This window comes from Synechocystis sp. IPPAS B-1465, from assembly GCF_003015225.1.
Lineage (GTDB): Bacteria > Cyanobacteriota > Cyanobacteriia > Cyanobacteriales > Microcystaceae > Synechocystis.
Genome location: NZ_CP028094.1, coordinates 477,541 through 494,783 on the forward strand (window position 1 = coordinate 477,541; position 17,243 = coordinate 494,783).

Annotated in this window: 9 protein-coding genes and 1 pseudogene; 7 read left to right on the forward strand and 3 right to left on the reverse strand. The window is 50.7% G+C overall.

Annotated elements, in window-relative coordinates; all coding sequences use genetic code 11:
* Positions 1-127: 127 nt before the first annotated feature.
* Complete coding sequence (gltB, locus tag C7I86_RS02305) at positions 128-4,780, reverse strand: glutamate synthase large subunit (protein WP_010871646.1); 4,653 nt, start codon at positions 4,778-4,780, stop codon at positions 128-130.
* Between the two features lie 221 nt (positions 4,781-5,001).
* Here gltB and C7I86_RS02310 point away from each other — a divergent pair.
* Both C7I86_RS02310 and C7I86_RS02315 read left to right on the forward strand, forming a co-directional pair.
* Positions 5,002-5,659: pseudogene (locus C7I86_RS02310) on the forward strand (Uma2 family endonuclease).
* Positions 5,660-5,785: 126 nt separating this feature from the next.
* Positions 5,786-7,024: a PQQ-dependent sugar dehydrogenase gene (locus C7I86_RS02315; protein ID WP_010871649.1), complete on the forward strand. Its 1,239-nt coding sequence runs from the start codon at positions 5,786-5,788 to the stop codon at positions 7,022-7,024.
* A 234-nt stretch (positions 7,025-7,258) separates the two neighbouring features.
* On the opposite strand, the gene C7I86_RS02320 is transcribed toward C7I86_RS02315, so the two are convergent.
* Both C7I86_RS02320 and cobT read right to left on the reverse strand, forming a co-directional pair.
* The gene (locus tag C7I86_RS02320) at positions 7,259-8,707 is read right to left on the reverse strand and encodes a cobyrinate a,c-diamide synthase (RefSeq protein WP_010871650.1); all 1,449 of its coding nucleotides are present in this window, start codon (positions 8,705-8,707) and stop codon (positions 7,259-7,261) included.
* Positions 8,704-9,813: a nicotinate mononucleotide-dependent phosphoribosyltransferase CobT gene (cobT, locus tag C7I86_RS02325; RefSeq protein ID WP_010871651.1), complete on the reverse strand. Its 1,110-nt coding sequence runs from the start codon at positions 9,811-9,813 to the stop codon at positions 8,704-8,706. Before cobT ends, C7I86_RS02320 begins: the two co-directional genes overlap by 4 nt.
* A gap of 113 nt (positions 9,814-9,926) precedes the next feature.
* On the opposite strand from cobT, the gene C7I86_RS02330 reads away from it, so the two are divergent.
* The 5 genes from C7I86_RS02330 to C7I86_RS02350 all read left to right on the forward strand — a co-directional run bounded on the left by C7I86_RS02330 (position 9,927) and on the right by C7I86_RS02350 (position 17,199).
* Entirely contained in the window at positions 9,927-11,837 is a 1,911-nt protein-coding gene (locus C7I86_RS02330) for a long-chain fatty acid--CoA ligase (RefSeq protein WP_106907927.1), read from the forward strand.
* 344 nt (positions 11,838-12,181) lie between these two features.
* Positions 12,182-13,348: a response regulator gene (locus C7I86_RS02335; protein ID WP_010871653.1), complete on the forward strand. Its 1,167-nt coding sequence runs from the start codon at positions 12,182-12,184 to the stop codon at positions 13,346-13,348.
* A 195-nt stretch (positions 13,349-13,543) separates the two neighbouring features.
* Positions 13,544-13,909 carry a response regulator transcription factor gene (locus C7I86_RS02340; protein WP_014407071.1) on the forward strand — a complete coding sequence of 122 codons (366 nt, stop codon included), beginning with the start codon at positions 13,544-13,546 and terminating at the stop codon, positions 13,907-13,909.
* Between the two features lie 46 nt (positions 13,910-13,955).
* A complete protein-coding gene (locus C7I86_RS02345) occupies positions 13,956-14,519 on the forward strand; it encodes a chemotaxis protein CheW (RefSeq protein WP_010871655.1) in 564 nt (187 codons plus the stop codon).
* A gap of 70 nt (positions 14,520-14,589) precedes the next feature.
* Positions 14,590-17,199, forward strand: coding sequence for a methyl-accepting chemotaxis protein (locus C7I86_RS02350; RefSeq protein WP_010871656.1), 2,610 nt, complete (start codon positions 14,590-14,592; stop codon positions 17,197-17,199).
* Positions 17,200-17,243 lie beyond the last annotated feature (44 nt).

The window sequence follows — 17,243 nt, forward strand, 5'->3', positions numbered from 1 at the left end:
CATATTTTCAACCCTTGTTCATTAAGTCGGCAAAAGATAATCTGTCCCCCTATTCTACTGAAAAAGTGATTTTTTGACGTTGGGCTAGACTTCAGCCAGTTTAGCCCAGTTCCATCATAAATTTATCCTAACTCCCCCCAATGCGAGCCACATCCTTGGCATTCTCCTCAAACGCCGCATTCAAAGCATCATCGCCGCTCAAACCCGCTTCTAGCGCTTTTTTGATGGCTTGCAATACCCGTTTATAATCCCGAGGCATTACCTTAACGAATTTGGGAATACTCGCTTCCCAATCTGCTAAAACAGCTTTACCTTTGGCGCTGTCGGTGTAGTTAACATGGTTCTGGATTAACTCTTTGAGATCCTTAATTTCTTCGGGATCTTCTAGTTTTTCTAAACCCACCATGGCGGAATTGCAACGGGTGGCAAAATCCCCAGTTTCATCGAAGATGTAGGCCACACCACCACTCATGCCCGCCGCAAAGTTTCGTCCTGTTTGACCAAGAACCACGACTTTACCGCCGGTCATATATTCGCAACCATGATCGCCCACCGCTTCCACCACCGTATTGACGCCGGAATTGCGGACACAGAACCGTTCCCCCACCATGCCGGAAATATAAACTTCCCCAGCAGTGGCGCCATAGAGACAAACATTACCGGCAATGATGTTTTCCGAAGCGATAAAACTAGAGCCTTTGGGGGGATAGACAATAATTTTGCCGCCGCTCAATCCTTTACCCAGGTAATCGTTGGCATCCCCTTCCAGTTCCAGGGTCATGCCCTTGGGAATAAAGGCCCCAAAACTTTGCCCCGCACTGCCTTGGAAATGGAGATGGACAGTATCTTCCGGTAAACCTTCCCAATGGCGTTTGGTGATTTCGTTGCCGACAATGGTGCCCACCACCCGGTTGATATTGGTAATGGGTAAAGTGGCGGTGACTTTTTCCCCTTTGGCGATCGCCGGTTGGCAGAGATCCAATAACTGGGTGATGTCGAGGGAATGCTGAAGACCATGATCCTGGGGAATTTGGCAATAACGACCCACATCGTCCCCTACTTCCGGCTGATGGAGAATAGTGGAAAGATCAATGCCTTTTGCTTTCCAGTGAGCTACGGCCTTTTTCGGTTCCAGAATATCGGTGCGACCAACCATTTCGTTAATGGTGCGGAAACCCAGTTGGGCCATCACTTCCCGCAGTTCCGTGGCAATAAAGGTCATAAAGTTGACCGCATGGGCCGGATCGCCGGTGAATTTGGCCCGCAGTTCCGGATTTTGGGTGGCAATGCCCACGGGACAGGTATTTAAATGACAGGCCCGCATCATAATGCACCCCAGGGATACCAGCGGCGCAGTCGAAAACCCAAACTCTTCCGCCCCCAGTAAAGCGGCGATAGCCACGTCCCGGCCAGTTTTCATTTGCCCATCGGTTTCCACCACAATACGGGAACGGAGATTGTTCAACACCAAGGTTTGATGGGTTTCCGCTAGGCCCAATTCCCAGGGCAACCCAGCATGTTTAATGGAAGTTTGGGGTGATGCTCCGGTTCCTCCGTCATAGCCAGACACTAGCACCACATCGGCATGGGCCTTAGCCACCCCAGCGGCGATCGTGCCCACCCCGACTTCCGACACCAGTTTGACGTTAATGCGGGCTTCCCGGTTAGCATTTTTCAGGTCGTGGATTAATTCCGCCAAATCTTCAATGGAATAAATGTCATGGTGGGGCGGGGGAGAAATTAAACCTACGCCGGGAGTGGAATGACGCACTTTGGCGATCCAGGGATAAACTTTTTTGCCGGGTAGCTGACCCCCTTCCCCAGGTTTTGCACCCTGGGCCATTTTGATTTGAATTTCCTTTGCTTGGGAGAGGTACAAACTGGTCACTCCAAAGCGCCCGGAAGCCACCTGTTTAATGGCACTGTTTTTGGAATCTCCCTGATCGTTAGTCCAGGTAAACCGTTCCGGATCTTCCCCCCCTTCCCCAGTGTTGGACTTACCACCAATGCGATTCATGGCGATCGCCAGGGATTCATGGGCTTCTTTGGAGATGGAGCCGTAGCTCATGGCCCCGGTTTTAAAGCGTTTCATGATCGCTTCAATGGGTTCCACTTCTTCGAGGGGAATAGATTCTCGGTCTTGGAAATCCAGTAAGCCCCGCAGGGTAAAGAACTTTTGGTTTTGTTCATTAACCAGGGCGGCGTACTGTTTATAAAGCTCGTAATTACCTTCCCGCACCGCCCGTTGTAATAAATGAATGGTTTGGGGACTAAATAAATGCTCTTCCCCATCCTTCCGCCATTGGTACTCACCCCCTACATCAAGGGTATGCAAATCACCAGGGCGAGGAGCAAAGGCATGTTGATGGCGCAAAATAGCTTCCTGGGCAATTACACCTAAATCAGAACCTTGGATGCGGGAAGAAGTGCGGCAGAAATATTCATCAATCACACTCTGATTTAAGCCCACCGCTTCAAAAATTTGGGCACCTCGGTAACTTTGGATGGTGGAAATGCCGATTTTAGAAGCAACTTTAATTACCCCTTTGGTGGCGGCTTTGATATAGTTTTTGCAAGCGGTTTTGTGATCCACATTAACCAGTAAACCTTCGGCGATCATACCGTCCAAAGTTTCAAAAGCTAAGTAAGGATTAATGGCTCCACAACCGTAACCGAGTAGGACAGCAAAATGATGCACTTCCCTCGGTTCCCCAGATTCCAATACTAGACCCACCTTGGTACGGGAACCGTTGCGAATCAAATGGTGATGTAACCCCGACACCGCCAGCAGAGCAGGGATAGCCGCTTTTTCCGCACTAACTTGGCGATCGCTGAGAATGATTAGGTTAGCTCCTTGGGAAATGGCCTGGTCAGCTTCCGTAAACAAATTATCTAACGCAGTTTTAAGGCCCGCTTCCCCTTGGTTCGGATCAAACAAAATGTCTAGGGTGACGGATTTAAATTCATCGTCGTCTAACGCTTTGAGCTTAGCTAGATCTTCGTTGGTTAAAATGGGAGTTTTCAACTCAATTAAGCGGCAACTTTCTGGCCGAGGATCAAGCAAATTACCTTCACCACCAATGGTGGTTTCTGCGGAAGTAATAATTTCTTCCCGAATGGAATCAATGGGGGGATTGGTAACCTGGGCAAATAATTGTTGGAAATAGTTGTAGAGTAATTTGGGCTTGTCAGATAGTACAGCCAACGGAGTATCCGCCCCCATGGAACCGATCGCCTCCACCCCATCCCGACCCATGGGAGCTAGGAGAATACGCAATTCCTCAAAGGTGTAACCAAAGGCCATTTGCCGTTGCCGTAAACTTTCTGCATCGGTGCCAGGAACATTGCCGGGGGAGGGTAATTGCTCCAGGGATTTCAAATTAGCCGCTAGCCATTCACCGTAGGGATGCTGACTGACAATCTCCTGCTTAATTTCTTCGTCGGCAATGATGCGCCCCTGTTCCATATCCACCAAGAACATCCGCCCTGGTTGTAGGCGACCTTTCTTGGCCACCCGCTCCGGTTCAATGGGCAATACTCCTGCTTCGGAGGCCATAATCACCAGATCATCTTTGGTGACGTAGTAGCGGGAAGGACGCAAACCATTACGATCCAACACTGCCCCCATCATTTTGCCGTTGGTGAAGGCAATGGAGGCCGGGCCATCCCAGGGTTCCATCAAACAGGAATGGTATTTATAAAACGCTTTCTTTTCCTGACTCATGGATTCGTGGGCACTCCAGGGTTCGGGAATCATCATCATCACCGCATGGGGTAGGGAGCGGCCAGCCAGATAAAGCAGTTCCAACGCATTATCAAAAATGGTGGAATCACTGCCGTCAATGTTAATCACCGGCTGAACCTTGGCCATATCTTCCCCAAACAGGGACGATTCAAACAGGGCCTGGCGGGCCTGCATCCAGTTGACGTTGCCCCGCATGGTATTGATTTCGCCATTATGGGCAATGTAGCGGTAGGGGTGGGAGCGCTCCCAACTGGGAAAGGTATTAGTGCTAAAGCGGGAATGGACAAGGGCCAGGGCACTTTCCATGTCCGGGTCATGCAATTCCGGATAATACTGCCCCACCTGGGCTGTGGTCAGCATCCCCTTATAAACCAACGTCCGAGCCGATAAACTAGCCACATACCAATAGGTATCAATTTTCGGCGATCGGATTGCCCCGTGGGTCAACTTACGGATTACGTATAATTTGCGCTCAAAGTCCAGGTCATCAGTCAAGCCTTCCGGCCGGGCAATGTAAACCTGTTGCATAAACGGTTCACTGGCGATCGCCGTTTCCCCCAGGGGTTCGTTCTGAGTAGGAATGTCCCGCCAACCCAAAACTTTTAAGCCTTCTTGGGCAACAATGTCATTGAATTTTTGACGAGCTTCAGCCCTGGCCAATGGATCGGGGGAACCGTAAATGTTGCCCACGGCATACTGCCCCGGAGCAGGAATGGTGATGCCTTCCGCCCCGGCTATTTTTTGGATAAATTTATGGGGAACTTGGATTAAAATACCGGCCCCATCCCCGGTGTTTGGTTCACAGCCACAGGCCCCCCGATGCTCCAAATTAACCAACATTTGCAGGCCCTGCTCCACAATATCGTGGGAAACTTTGCCCTTCATCTGCACAATAAAACCTACCCCACAGGCATCATGTTCATTTTGCGGATCGTAAAGACCTTGGACTTGGGGGGCGAGGTGAGAGCTGTTCATAGGACTGGTAACCGTACAAAAGTTTGGAACGAGGGGGTGAAGACCTTCGTGGCAGGGCATTCCCCGGTTTTTGAATTGTAGCGGTCATTACGGGGGGGAGGTAGGTTTCCTTAATGAATCTATTAAGTTTTGCTCAAATTTCAGATTCTTTGTCGAGAAAAGGTAACAAATTTAACTATTTTGTTGTGGTTAGTTCCAGCGTTGAACAATTCCCCCTAAATAATGTCTAAAAGCCATCAGTTAAACTGAAGGTCAGTCCCTAGCTGCTGGAGACCACCGCTATGAGCGTAGCCCTAGATCGGCAAATAGTTTATCCCGACAGTGATGGACAACCCATGGCTGACAACACCAAGCAATTCAGTTGGATTGTTCTATTAAAAGAAAATCTGGAGTGTCTTTTTGCTAATAACTCCGATGTTTTTGTGGCGGGGGATCTGCTCTGATATCCCGTGGAGGGTAAGCCAGAAATCCGGGTTGCCCCCGATGTTTTTGTCGTTTTGGGCCGACCTAAGGGCGATCGGGGCTCCTACCGTCAATGGCAGGAAGGTAATCAACCGCCCCAAGTGGTATTTGAGGTGCTATCCCCCGGTAATCGTCTGAAGGAGATGAACAAAAAAAGAGACTTTGTATGATTTTTACGGCGTAGAGGAATACTATGTCTATGACCCAGATAATAATGAACTGGTGGGTTTGCAACGGTGGCAGGGTAAGTTAACGGTCATTGATGAAGTGGAGTATTGGACGAGTCCCCTTTTAGGCATCCATTTTGAACTTACCCCGGAGAATTTACAGATTTTCTATCCCGATCGCCGTCCATTTTTAAGCACTGTGGCTCTGGCGGCGTTGACGGAACAGGCGGAAAAACGGGCAGAGTTAGCTGAGGCGGAAAATGCTCGCTTGAAGGAGTTACTACGGCAGGCAGGGGTCATTGAGTTTTAACCTCGGCGGGCTTTGACTTTAAATCCATTCTAATCACACTAGCCAAATCAACTGGCCACTAACCCGCCTTCGTTACCGGGGAAATTGTTTAAGGTGGAGTAAAAAGGAACGCAATCAATTGGCGCTATGTTGATCCCATTTCTGTTTAAGCTTACCCTCCCCTTGGCCAGCGGCATTGCCCTCTCAAGCTGTGGAACGTTACCGGAGGCCGACCTTGGAACCGCAGCAGGAAATCAAACTTCTTCTGAGCCGACCAATTCGGTGGAGATTGTGCAAGCTAATCAACCGGAGATTAAAGCAGTGCCAGTGATCGATGGTTTAGAACATCCCTGGGGTATGGCTTGGCTACCCAATGGCGACATTTTAATTACCGAACGGCCGGGGCGACTCCGCATTGTCCGTGATGGCGTTTTAGATCCAGAGGCGATCGCCGGGGTGGTGGCAGTTTCCACGGTTTCTGCCCAACAACTGTTTGCTTCCCAACAGGGGGGCTTACTGGATATTGCCTTGCATCCCCGTTTTGCAGAAAATCGCTTTGTCTATTTCACCTACTCCCACGGCACCCAACAGGCCAATCGCACTAGGGTGGCCCGGGCAGTTTTTGATGGAGAAAAACTGACGGATTGGCAAGTCATCTTTGAAGTGGGACAAACTAAACCCGGCGGTCAGCACTTTGGCTCCCGCTTAACTTGGTTGCCGGACGAAACTCTTTTGGTTTCCATTGGCGACGGCGGTAATCCCCCGGTGGAATTGGAGGGAGATTTTATCCGTCAACAGGCCCAAAATCGGGCTAGTCACCTTGGGAAAATTATTCGCATCAATGACGATGGCACCGTGCCTGCCGATAATCCTTTTCGCAACGACCCCAAGGCGGCCCCGGAAGTTTGGAGCTACGGCCATCGCAATATCCAGGGCTTGGCCTATGATCCCGTTACCCAAAAGGTATGGGCTACGGAGCACGGCTCTAGGGGCGGTGATGAACTGAATTTAATTCAAAAAGGAAAAAACTACGGTTGGCCGGTGGTGTCCTTCAGTAAAGAATACAGTACAGACCAGCCCGTTGCTCCGGCCACATCCCGCCCTGACATGGTGGATCCTCTCCAGATTTGGACTCCGGCTATTGCCCCTTCCGGTTTAACCATCTACAACGGCGATCGCCATCCAGAGTGGCAGGGAACCATTTTTGCTGGGGGGTTAGTGGACAGGGGCATCCGCCATTTACGGCTCGATGAAAATAACCAAATTATCGATGAAACCACTATTTCTATTGGCCAAAGGGTGAGGGATGTGCGCCAAGGCCCCGATGGCCATGTTTATGTTTTAACTGATCAAAATAATGGGCAATTACTGCGACTGGAATCGTAAATCCACTGACTAAAGCTCCAGCAATAATCTAATTTCTTCCCCAAAAACTATCCGCTCTCCCAAACGCTGACTTGCAGCAATTTTAGGAGAGCGGTCTAGGGGGTCAGCTTGGTTGAAACCTGACTGCCGGAAGGAACTTTAAACGTAGCTAATTCGGATTTTTGGGAATAGTTACTCTAAAGAACGGCCCCGGCCCACAGCCGGCTAACTTCAACCAAACGACCCAGGCACATACTACTCTCTACCATGGGCATCACCTCCTGTATTCCTTAACGGTACTGACTTAAAGGGTGGATGCTTCCCAAGGTAACTCAACTTTTTTTGAAAGGCAAGACAAGCGGCTCGGAATTTTTCCACGGTGGAAATTTGACTGCCCCAATGGAGGTGGAGATAGGAAGCCTGAACAGACCCTACACACCATCCATCCGTTGTGTTTTGGTCTATGGCCAGTAGTCCCCGTTGGCGGTAGAGAGCTTGGTTAGGGAGTTTCGTCATCTGGGAACGGTGAAATTCATGGCCTCGTAGGGATTCTGTTTGCCATAACCAACTGTGGGAATTAACCACCTGGGCTTGGCGGTATCCCAAACTGAGTTTTCCCCCCATGGTGACGGCGGTGGGTAACATTTCCAGCATGGGAAAAATTTGTCCCTCAAAGTTAGTTAGGCTTTGGCTTAGGTACATTAAACCGCCACACTCTCCGTAGGTGGGCAATCCCTGGTGAATTAGGGTTTTGAGTTGATCTTTTAAGGCTTGATTTTGGCTTAATTGCTCGGCAAAAAGTTCGGGAAAGCCACCACCAAGGTAAACCCCATCGATCGCCGGCGGAAGTTCGGTATCTTCTAGGGGGCTAAAGGGAATGAGTTCAAAACCACAGTGGGTGAGCAAATCTAGGTTATCAGCGTAGTAAAAGTTAAACGCTTGATCTTGGGCGATCGCCAACCGGGCTTGGGGAGATTTTTGGGGAACATCAAACAAGCTCATAGGACTGGGCAAATTCCTGGGGGTTTCCAAGAGCGGGAGAAGTTTGGGCCAATCCAATTGCTGGGCGGCCACATGGGCTAACTGGTCAAAATATTGCTGAATTTGGGGTAACTCACCACACGGAACTAAACCCAAATGGCGATCGGGCAGAGTTAAATCCTGCTGACGAAAAAATACCCCCAGAATGGGAATACGCAAGGGTTCCAACGCAATTTTGAGCAATTCTAAATGGCGATCACCCCCTACCCGGTTAAGAATTACCCCGACTAAATTTACCCCCGGTTGCCAATGGCGATAACCCTGGACAATGGCGGCAACGGAACCGGATAAACGCTGGCAATCCATCACAAAAACGATGGGCAAATTGAGCAAGCGAGCAATGTGGGCAGTGGAACTGTAATCGGTCAAACCTTGGTAGGGCACCCCGTCAAATAAGCCCATTACCCCTTCAATCAAACTGTAGGGAGTGCCTTGGCTGTGGTAGTGGAAACACCTTTGTACATAGGCTTCGGAAGTTAAAAAGGGGTCTAGGTTACGACAAGGCCGCCCCGTAATTTGGCTGTGGAACATGGGGTCAATGTAGTCCGGCCCCACTTTGAAGGACTGCACCCTTAGTTTTTGCCGGGCCAGGTAGGCCAACATGGCCAGGGTGATGGTGGTTTTGCCGGCACCGCTTCTTTCCCCCGCAATAATTACCGTCATTGTTGTTTTTTTTCCTTGACCTGTCCCAATTCCCGGGTAATTAAATTTTCAATTAACTCTAGCAACTGTTCCTGACCCCAATTTTTGTAAAGGTGGGCGGCGATCGCCATGGCCCCGGCCCCCACCCCTTCTTTGACAAAGCCCTGTTCATAGACCTGCAGTTGAGGATAAACCGACGATGAAAAACTGAGTTGCGGAGCTAGTAGGGACACTGGGGCAAGCAAATTTGCCAGACCCACCGTATCACCACTGGCATCTTCGCAGACCCATTTGGTTGTACCCACCACTAGGCGGGAAAAATCCACTGCTAGATTCTGTTGTCGAGTCAAGGCTTGGATCAGGGCATATACCGCCAACATCTGGGTTCCCCCGGCTAACATCACCCCCGTGCTATGACTAGCGGCGATCGCCATACCGGCCACGACCATTTGCATTGGATCCCCAACGGCGGCCACAACTTCCATGGCATTGAGATGCGGGGAATGATGTTCTAGACTCTGACGCACCAAAGCCAATTTTTGTTGATGGTTGCAATGGGGATGACTACTGTTCACTTTGCCCCCAGCGTCAATGCCTAGACCTAGCAGTACCCCCAGGGCTGTGGTAGTGCCCCCCACCACGCATTCGCTTAGCACTAAGTAACTTTCGGCATGTTCCTGGGCTAACTGTGCGCCCCACTGCAAACCCTGCTGAAAAAGATGCTCCACCAGGGCCAACGGTAACGCTTGCCCTGTGGAAAGACAGCGGGCGGGTTGTCCGTCTAGATTGATGACTGGCACCGCTGGGGGAATGGGTAAACCAGAGTTAAATAAATAAACCGGAGTATGGAGGGCATCCACCAACGCTTTGGTGATGAACACTGGGGAAACCCCAGAAATGAGGGGAGGTAAGGGATAGGTTGCCCCTGCCGTAGTTCCCTTGATTAAAAATTCCGCATCGGCGATCGCCGTCAATTTTCGATCAGCGGGGGTTTTACCCGCCGCAGAAATGCCCGGAATTAAACCAGTTTCCGTAAAGCCCAACACACAGACAAACACCGGTGGACAGTGGCCATGGCGCTCAATCCAGGATAAAGCTTGGTCAGACTGGGTATAAACTGTCAACATATTTCTGCAAGAGTGGGCCCAATTGGGAAAATCAACCTCAAATCCATTGGAATAGCCTTTTTTCAACCGTAAAAATCCAACTTTCTCTCTTCCCTTCTTCCTTCCATCTGATTATGGTTACGCCAATTAACTACCATTCCATCCATTGCCTGGCGGATATCTGGGCTATCACCGGAGAAAATTTTGCCGATATTGTGGCCCTCAACGATCGCCATAGTCATCCCCCCGTAACTTTAACCTATGCCCAATTGCGGGAAGAAATTACAGCTTTTGCCGCTGGCCTACAGAGTTTAGGAGTTACCCCCCATCAACACCTGGCCATTTTCGCCGACAACAGCCCCCGGTGGTTTATCGCCGATCAAGGCAGTATGTTGGCTGGAGCCGTCAACGCCGTCCGTTCTGCCCAAGCAGAGCGCCAGGAATTACTCTACATCCTAGAAGACAGCAACAGCCGTACTTTAATCGCAGAAAATCGGCAAACCCTAAGCAAATTGGCCCTAGATGGCGAAACCATTGACCTGAAACTAATCATCCTCCTCACCGATGAAGAAGTGGCAGAGGACAGCGCCATTCCCCAATATAACTTTGCCCAGGTCATGGCCCTAGGGGCCGGCAAAATCCCCACTCCCGTTCCCCGCCAGGAAGAAGATTTAGCCACCCTGATCTACACCTCCGGCACCACAGGACAACCCAAAGGGGTGATGCTCAGCCACGGTAATTTATTGCACCAAGTACGGGAATTGGATTCGGTGATTATTCCCCGCCCCGGCGATCAGGTGTTGAGCATTTTGCTCTGTTGGCACTCCCTAGAAAGAAGCGCCGAATATTTTCTTCTTTCCCGGGGCTGCACGATGAACTACACCAGCATTCGCCATTTCAAGGGGGATGTGAAGGACATTAAACCCCATCACATTGTCGGTGTGCCCCGGCTGTGGGAATCCCTCTACGAAGGGGTACAAAAAACGTTCCGGGAAAAGTCCCCTGGGCAACAAAAGCTAATTAATTTCTTTTTCGGCATTTCCCAAAAATATATTTTGGCCAAACGCATTGCCAATAACCTGAGCTTGAACCATCTCCACGCTTCGGCGATCGCCAGGTTGGTGGCCCGGTGCCAAGCCTTGGTGCTTAGTCCTCTCCATTACCTCGGGGACAAAATTGTCTACCATAAGGTACGCCAGGCCGCTGGGGGCAGACTGGAAACTCTCATTTCCGGAGGAGGGGCGTTAGCTAGACATTTAGATGATTTTTACGAAATCACCAGCATTCCCGTCCTGGTGGGCTATGGCTTAACGGAAACGGCCCCAGTAACTAATGCCAGGGTGCATAAACATAATTTGCGCTATTCCTCTGGCCGCCCCATTCCTTTCACAGAAATTCGTATTGTTGACATGGAAACCAAGGAGGATTTGCCCCCCGAAACCCAAGGTCTTGTGCTAATCCGTGGTCCCCAGGTGATGCAGGGCTATTACAACAAGCCGGAAGCCACCGCCAAAGTTTTAGACCAGGAAGGCTGGTTCGACAGCGGTGACTTAGGCTGGGTAACGCCCCAAAATGATTTGATTCTCACCGGTCGGGCCAAGGACACCATTGTGCTCAGTAACGGGGAAAATGTGGAACCCCAACCCATTGAAGATGCCTGTTTACGCAGTGCCTACATTGACCAGATTATGCTGGTGGGCCAGGATCAAAAATCCTTGGGGGCTTTGATTGTGCCCAACTTCGATGCATTGCAAAAATGGGCAGAGACGAAAAATTTACAAATCACCGTGCCGGAACCGTCGGCTAGCAGTGAAGGGATGCAGGCTAGTGGTTTGTATGACCCCCAAGTGGTGGGGTTAATGCGGTCGGAGTTGCATCGGGAAGTGCGCGATCGCCCTGGCTACCGAGCCGATGACCAGATTAAGGATTTCCGTTTTATCCCAGCACCATTTTCCCTGGAAAACGGCATGATGACCCAAACCTTGAAGCTCAAACGACCAGTGGTAACCCAAACTTATCAACATTTAATTGACGAAATGTTTTAAGAACCTGTTTATAAAGTCTGATTCTGCCCCCTAAATCCCCCAATACTGGGGGACTTTGACTTAGTTTCCCCCCAAACTTGGGGGGCCAGGGGGGCTTTTCAAACACGATCTAAGGCCTATGGGTAAACTTTTAGTCAGGCCTATCTCTTGAGAAAGACCCTTCCCAGCCTCCCCTAATCGGGGGAAGTGCCTCGAGCTCTGCAAAGGCGGTGGGGTAAATAAAATGCTTGACTCAATTTCTCCCGTGGGTGGGTTAAGGCTAAGAGGGAAAACCCTAGCTTTGGTTGGCGAGTAAGCTTGCGGCAAGTTCGATAAGATATACACATCAATCTTGTGAAAACGCCATGCAGGGAACCCTGAACGAAATTGATCTCCGGAGTATCCTGCGGCTCATTGAATTGGGCCAGCGGACGGGGCAACTTTTCGTTGAGGTCTATCCCCATCAGAGTTGTGGTCGGGTTTTGCTAGACAAAGTTGGCTATTGGTTTTTCTTTTTTGTAGATGGCAAGTTGGTTTACGCTGCGGATCAAGACTGTGGCAATTTGCGCCGCCTCCAGGATTATCTTCGTCACCATGACATTGCTATTCCCCTCGGAGAGATGGAACTGGAAAGCCTAGCCCTGAACCACATTCCCGAATACGCTTGTCTGTGGCAATTACTTTCCAAAAATATTCTCACCCCCGCCCAAGCCCACCGCATTGTTTTAGGCATGGTGCAAGAGGTGCTGTTTGATGTGTTGAGTTTACGCCAGGGAAATTTTGTTTTTGCCTTGGGAAGTGCCCTAGAGCCGCCCCTTACTTCCTTTGCAATTACCCCCCTATTAACCCACGTCGGGCAACAAATCCAAGCTTGGAAACAGTTATACCTACGCATCCAATCCCCCGACCAACCGGTGGCGATCGCCAAGGATCCGGAATTGGCTAGTAAAATACCGGCCAAATTTGCCCAACATTTCCGCAGTTGGACCGATGGAGCCATTCCCCTACGCCAAATCTCCCGCTACCTACAAAAAAATTTGCCCGCCATTGCCCATGGCCTTTATCCCTACATCGAATCAGGGGCGATCGAAATATTTCCGGCCCATGAATCCCAAGGTGAGAACGGTTCAGCCTGGGAAACCTTGACAGACCACACCATCCATAAAGTCGTTTGCCTCGACGACGACTATGCCATTGGGAAACAAATTGAACTTTTTTTAACCAATCAAAACCCCAACTGTGAGGTGGTGGTGCTCCAGGATCCCCTCCAGGCCATGACCACCTTATTGACTTTGCAGCCTGATCTGATCCTTTGTGACATCACCATGCCCCACCTGGATGGCTATGAAATTTGTCGAATGGTCCGCCATGCCCAGCACCTAAGGGCAATTCCGATCATTATGCTCACTGGCAAGGAAGCCTACCTCGACCGACTCCTGGCCCGGATGGCAGGGGCGACGGATTACCTGACCAAACCCTTCACCCAAAAAGAACTAATTTCATTAGTTGAATCTTACTGTAAAAAATCATGATCTTTTGATCATTATCTCCATCCCCCGTCGCAGCACCGACAATTTTGCGGTAAATTGTCAACAACAATGGGCTCCCCAACAAAAAATAATACTGACTGAATTGTTAAGGGAGCGACTATGATGGAAAATAAACCAGGCAGGATTCGCCAATTTGCTTCGGATCCAGGTTTGCAGTGCCAAGCAGAAAGGACTTTTATGAACGCAGTTTTGCTGGTTGAAGACAGCTCTAGTCAGCGCGAGATGATATCTGGCATCCTCAAAGACCATGGCTGGCAGGTCACCATCGCCTGTGATGGGGTGGAGGCCCTGGAAAAATTGCAGAATTTTAGTCCGGACCTAGTGGTGCTAGATATTGTCATGCCCCGCATGAATGGCTATGAGGTTTGTCGACGCATCAAATCCGATCCGAAAACCAAAAATGTGCCAGTGATTATGTGCTCCTCCAAGGGGGAGGAATTTGACCGTTTTTGGGGCATGCGTCAGGGAGCCGACGCCTACATTGCCAAACCATTTCAGCCCATGGAACTGGTGGGCACCATCAAACAACTCCTGCGCAATTGATTGTGGGGTTTTATGAAACTTGGGTTATGGTTATTTAGGGTTTTAGGTGGGGAAATCTATGGTTAGTTCTAATTCCGCTGATATTTTCGTTGATGGCAAACAGGAATTAGATCCGGCGTTTCAGGAACTGCAGGCCCTGGAAGGGGAACTTCATCTCAGATTTTATTTGCCCTCCCGGGAAGAGTTTGCCCTGCCAGCGGTTTCCATTCGAGAAGTGATGCAACAGGAGCCAGACCGCATTACCCCCATTCCTAATGCCTCGCCCCTATTGTTAGGAACTATTAACCTCCGGGGCCAGGTCATTTGGGTAGCAGACCTAGGGCGTTTTTTGGGGAATAATGCCAATCTCAACACCGACCGGGCGGAAATTCCCGTCATTGCGGTGGAAGATCAAGAAACTCTTTTGGGTTTGGCAATCGACTCCCTCGGTAATATGGAATGGTTGGACACGGACAATCTTCAGCCGGCCAACGATGTGCCGGATCACATTGCCCCCTACGTCCAGGGAGAGTGGCAGATTCCCGCTAACGATGCCCCCTCCTCTCCTCCCCAAATTTTGCGCCTTCTAGACCATGTGGCGCTACTCCGATCCGCCCGCTGGGCAACTTGATATATCCAGCTAAGGCAATGGATTTTTATTCACCTTGGCCTACCTAAAACCGACTGAGGAAACCGGCAAAATGGCAACAGAAACCAATTTTTCGCAGCTTTATGGGTTGGCCTACGCCGCCTATGGACAGGGGAATTATCAAGAAGCTTCTTCCCATATTGAACAATTGGCCGCTGATTTTCCCGAAGATCCTAATGTATTGTTGCTCCGGGGGCATATCTATGTCGGCCTGGAACAATACGCCCTAGCCCACCAGGCTTATCAGGGGGTAATTCGGTTTTCCGATCGCCAAGACTTAATTGACTGCGCTAACCAGGCCCTAGGGCAAATCCAAGAAGAGGAACCAAGGGGCAACGGAGCCAAAGATTCCCTTGACCAGGATTGGCAAAGTGACATCGATGCCATTGACAATTCCATGGCCTGGGAAACAGGAGTGTTCACCGAAGAGGATTTCGGCGAGCCCACTTTGGGCCGGGCCCCCAGCCCCACTAATCCGGGCATGGACCATCCCTTTGGCCGCAGCTCTGCTTCCTTTGGTACCAGTGGGGCCAGGAGTTACGAAATTGAAAACCTAGATTGGAGTCCGGAAGCTTTCACCGATGACCTGGACTCCGATGATGAACAGACCATGATGCCCCAAACTGGCGAGTCTACTTTTGTGGTGCCACCGGCCTTTGGTGAAGGGATAGCGGATTTTGCCGATTTAGCGGCGGATGTCTCCTCAGCCGGCATTGGCGGGACAGATGGTGCCGAATATCCCCCATATCAAACTTGGGACGGGGGCGACTGGAGTGAAGCTCTCGGTTTGGATGATCCTGAAGCCTTGGCTCAGGCCCCTACCCCCACCTCTGGCGATTACGGCGCTGGCAATAACCTACCGAGTTTTGATGCGTTTGAGGAAGGGGTGGAGGATGAGTTGTCCGATTTTAACCTGACGGATATTGCCCCAGAGTTGCCCGATTCTTCCCTCTTTAGCCAAGCCACTAATTTGGACATAGGTGCGGTGGGTCGCATCGATGACACCCAGGGCGGTGATACGGTGGTCCATGGAGGTAATGCAGCGCCACCGGGCATGGCCACTTGGTTGAAACCGGATGGGGCCGCCACCGGGGATTTATCCAGCGCCACTAGTCCCTTTAATGACCGGCCCACCAGTGAGGTAGATGCGGGTTTTCTCGGTTGGTTCACCAATGCTTCCCTGTTTAGAAAGCAGATTTACATGGCGATCGCCTCCGGTGTGTTTTCCGGGTTCGCGGTGTTGGTATTGGGAAGCATAGTGGGTTTAGGGGGAACTCCCAAAGACGTACCTGCTCCTTCAGGGGAAACCACCACCGAAGCTCCAGCAGAAGGTGCCCCCGCAGAGGGCCAGGCCCCTTCCCAGACCCCAGAGGAAGAACCGGGCAAACCATCCCTCCTCAACCTCGCCTTCCTCACAGCCATAGCCACGGCGATCGGAGTCTTTCTGATCAATCGATTGCTGATGCAACAGATTAAGAGTATTATCGACGACCTGCAAAATCAGTTTGAATCCATCTATGAGGGCAATTTCAATGTCCGGGCCAAGGTGCGATCGGAGGATGAATTGGGGGCTTTGACCCAACGGTTTAACTATATTTCCCAAGTTATTCTCACGGCCACTAGTGAAGCCCAGGAACGGGCTGCTACCACCGAAAAAGTGCGGGAAAAATTACAGCGCCAAGTAATTCGGCTCCTGGACGATGTAGAGGGAGCTTCCCGGGGAGATTTAACCGTACAAGCGGAAGTAACGGCGGATGAGCTGGGAGCGGTGGCCGATGCCTTTAACCTAACTATCCAAAACCTGCGGGAGATTGTGTTACAAGTTAAAAATGCCGCCAAGCAGGTGAATAACAACTGTAAAGACAGTGAGTCCTTTGCCCGCAATAACTCCAGCGATGCGTTGCGAATGGCGGAGGAATTGGCCGTCACCCTCAACTCTGTTCAGTTAATGACGGAATCCATTGAACGGGTAGCAGAAAACGCCCGGGAAGCGGAGGAAGTGGCCCATACTTCATCTTTAACTGCCCTCAAAGGTGGGGAAGCGGTGGAAAGAACGGTGGGGGGCATTCTGCAAATTCGGGAAACGGTGTCGGAAACTGCCCGCAAGGTAAAACGGTTAGCGGAAGCATCCCAGGAAATTTCCAAAATTGTGGCGGTTATTTCCCAAATTGCCTCCCGGACTAACCTGTTAGCTTTGAACGCCTCCATCCAGGCGGCCCGGGCAGGGGAAGCAGGGCGGGGCTTTGCCATCGTTGCAGACGAGGTGCGACAGTTGGCGGATCGTTCTGCTAAGTCGTTGAAGGAAATTGAGCAAATCGTTTTGCAAATTCAGAGTGAAACCGGCTCCGTAATGACCGCCATGGAAGAAGGTATCCAACAGGTAATCGACGTAACTGACAAGTCGGAACAGTCGAAACGGGCCCTGGAGGATATTATTGAGGTGTCTAATCGGATTAACACTTTGGTGCGTTCCATTACTGCTGATACCGTCAAGCAGCAGGAGAACTCCGGTGCAGTGTCCAACGTCATGCAGTCCATTGAGCTGACGGCCCAGGAAACTTCCCAGGAATCTCAACGGGTAGCAGGATCTTTGCAAACCCTGGTCTCCATTTCCCGCGACCTGTTAACTTCGGTGGAACGGTTCCGGGTGGAAAGTCGCTAGGGTCAGGGCAGTGTATTTCCCCCAGCCTTGGTGTCGAAACATTG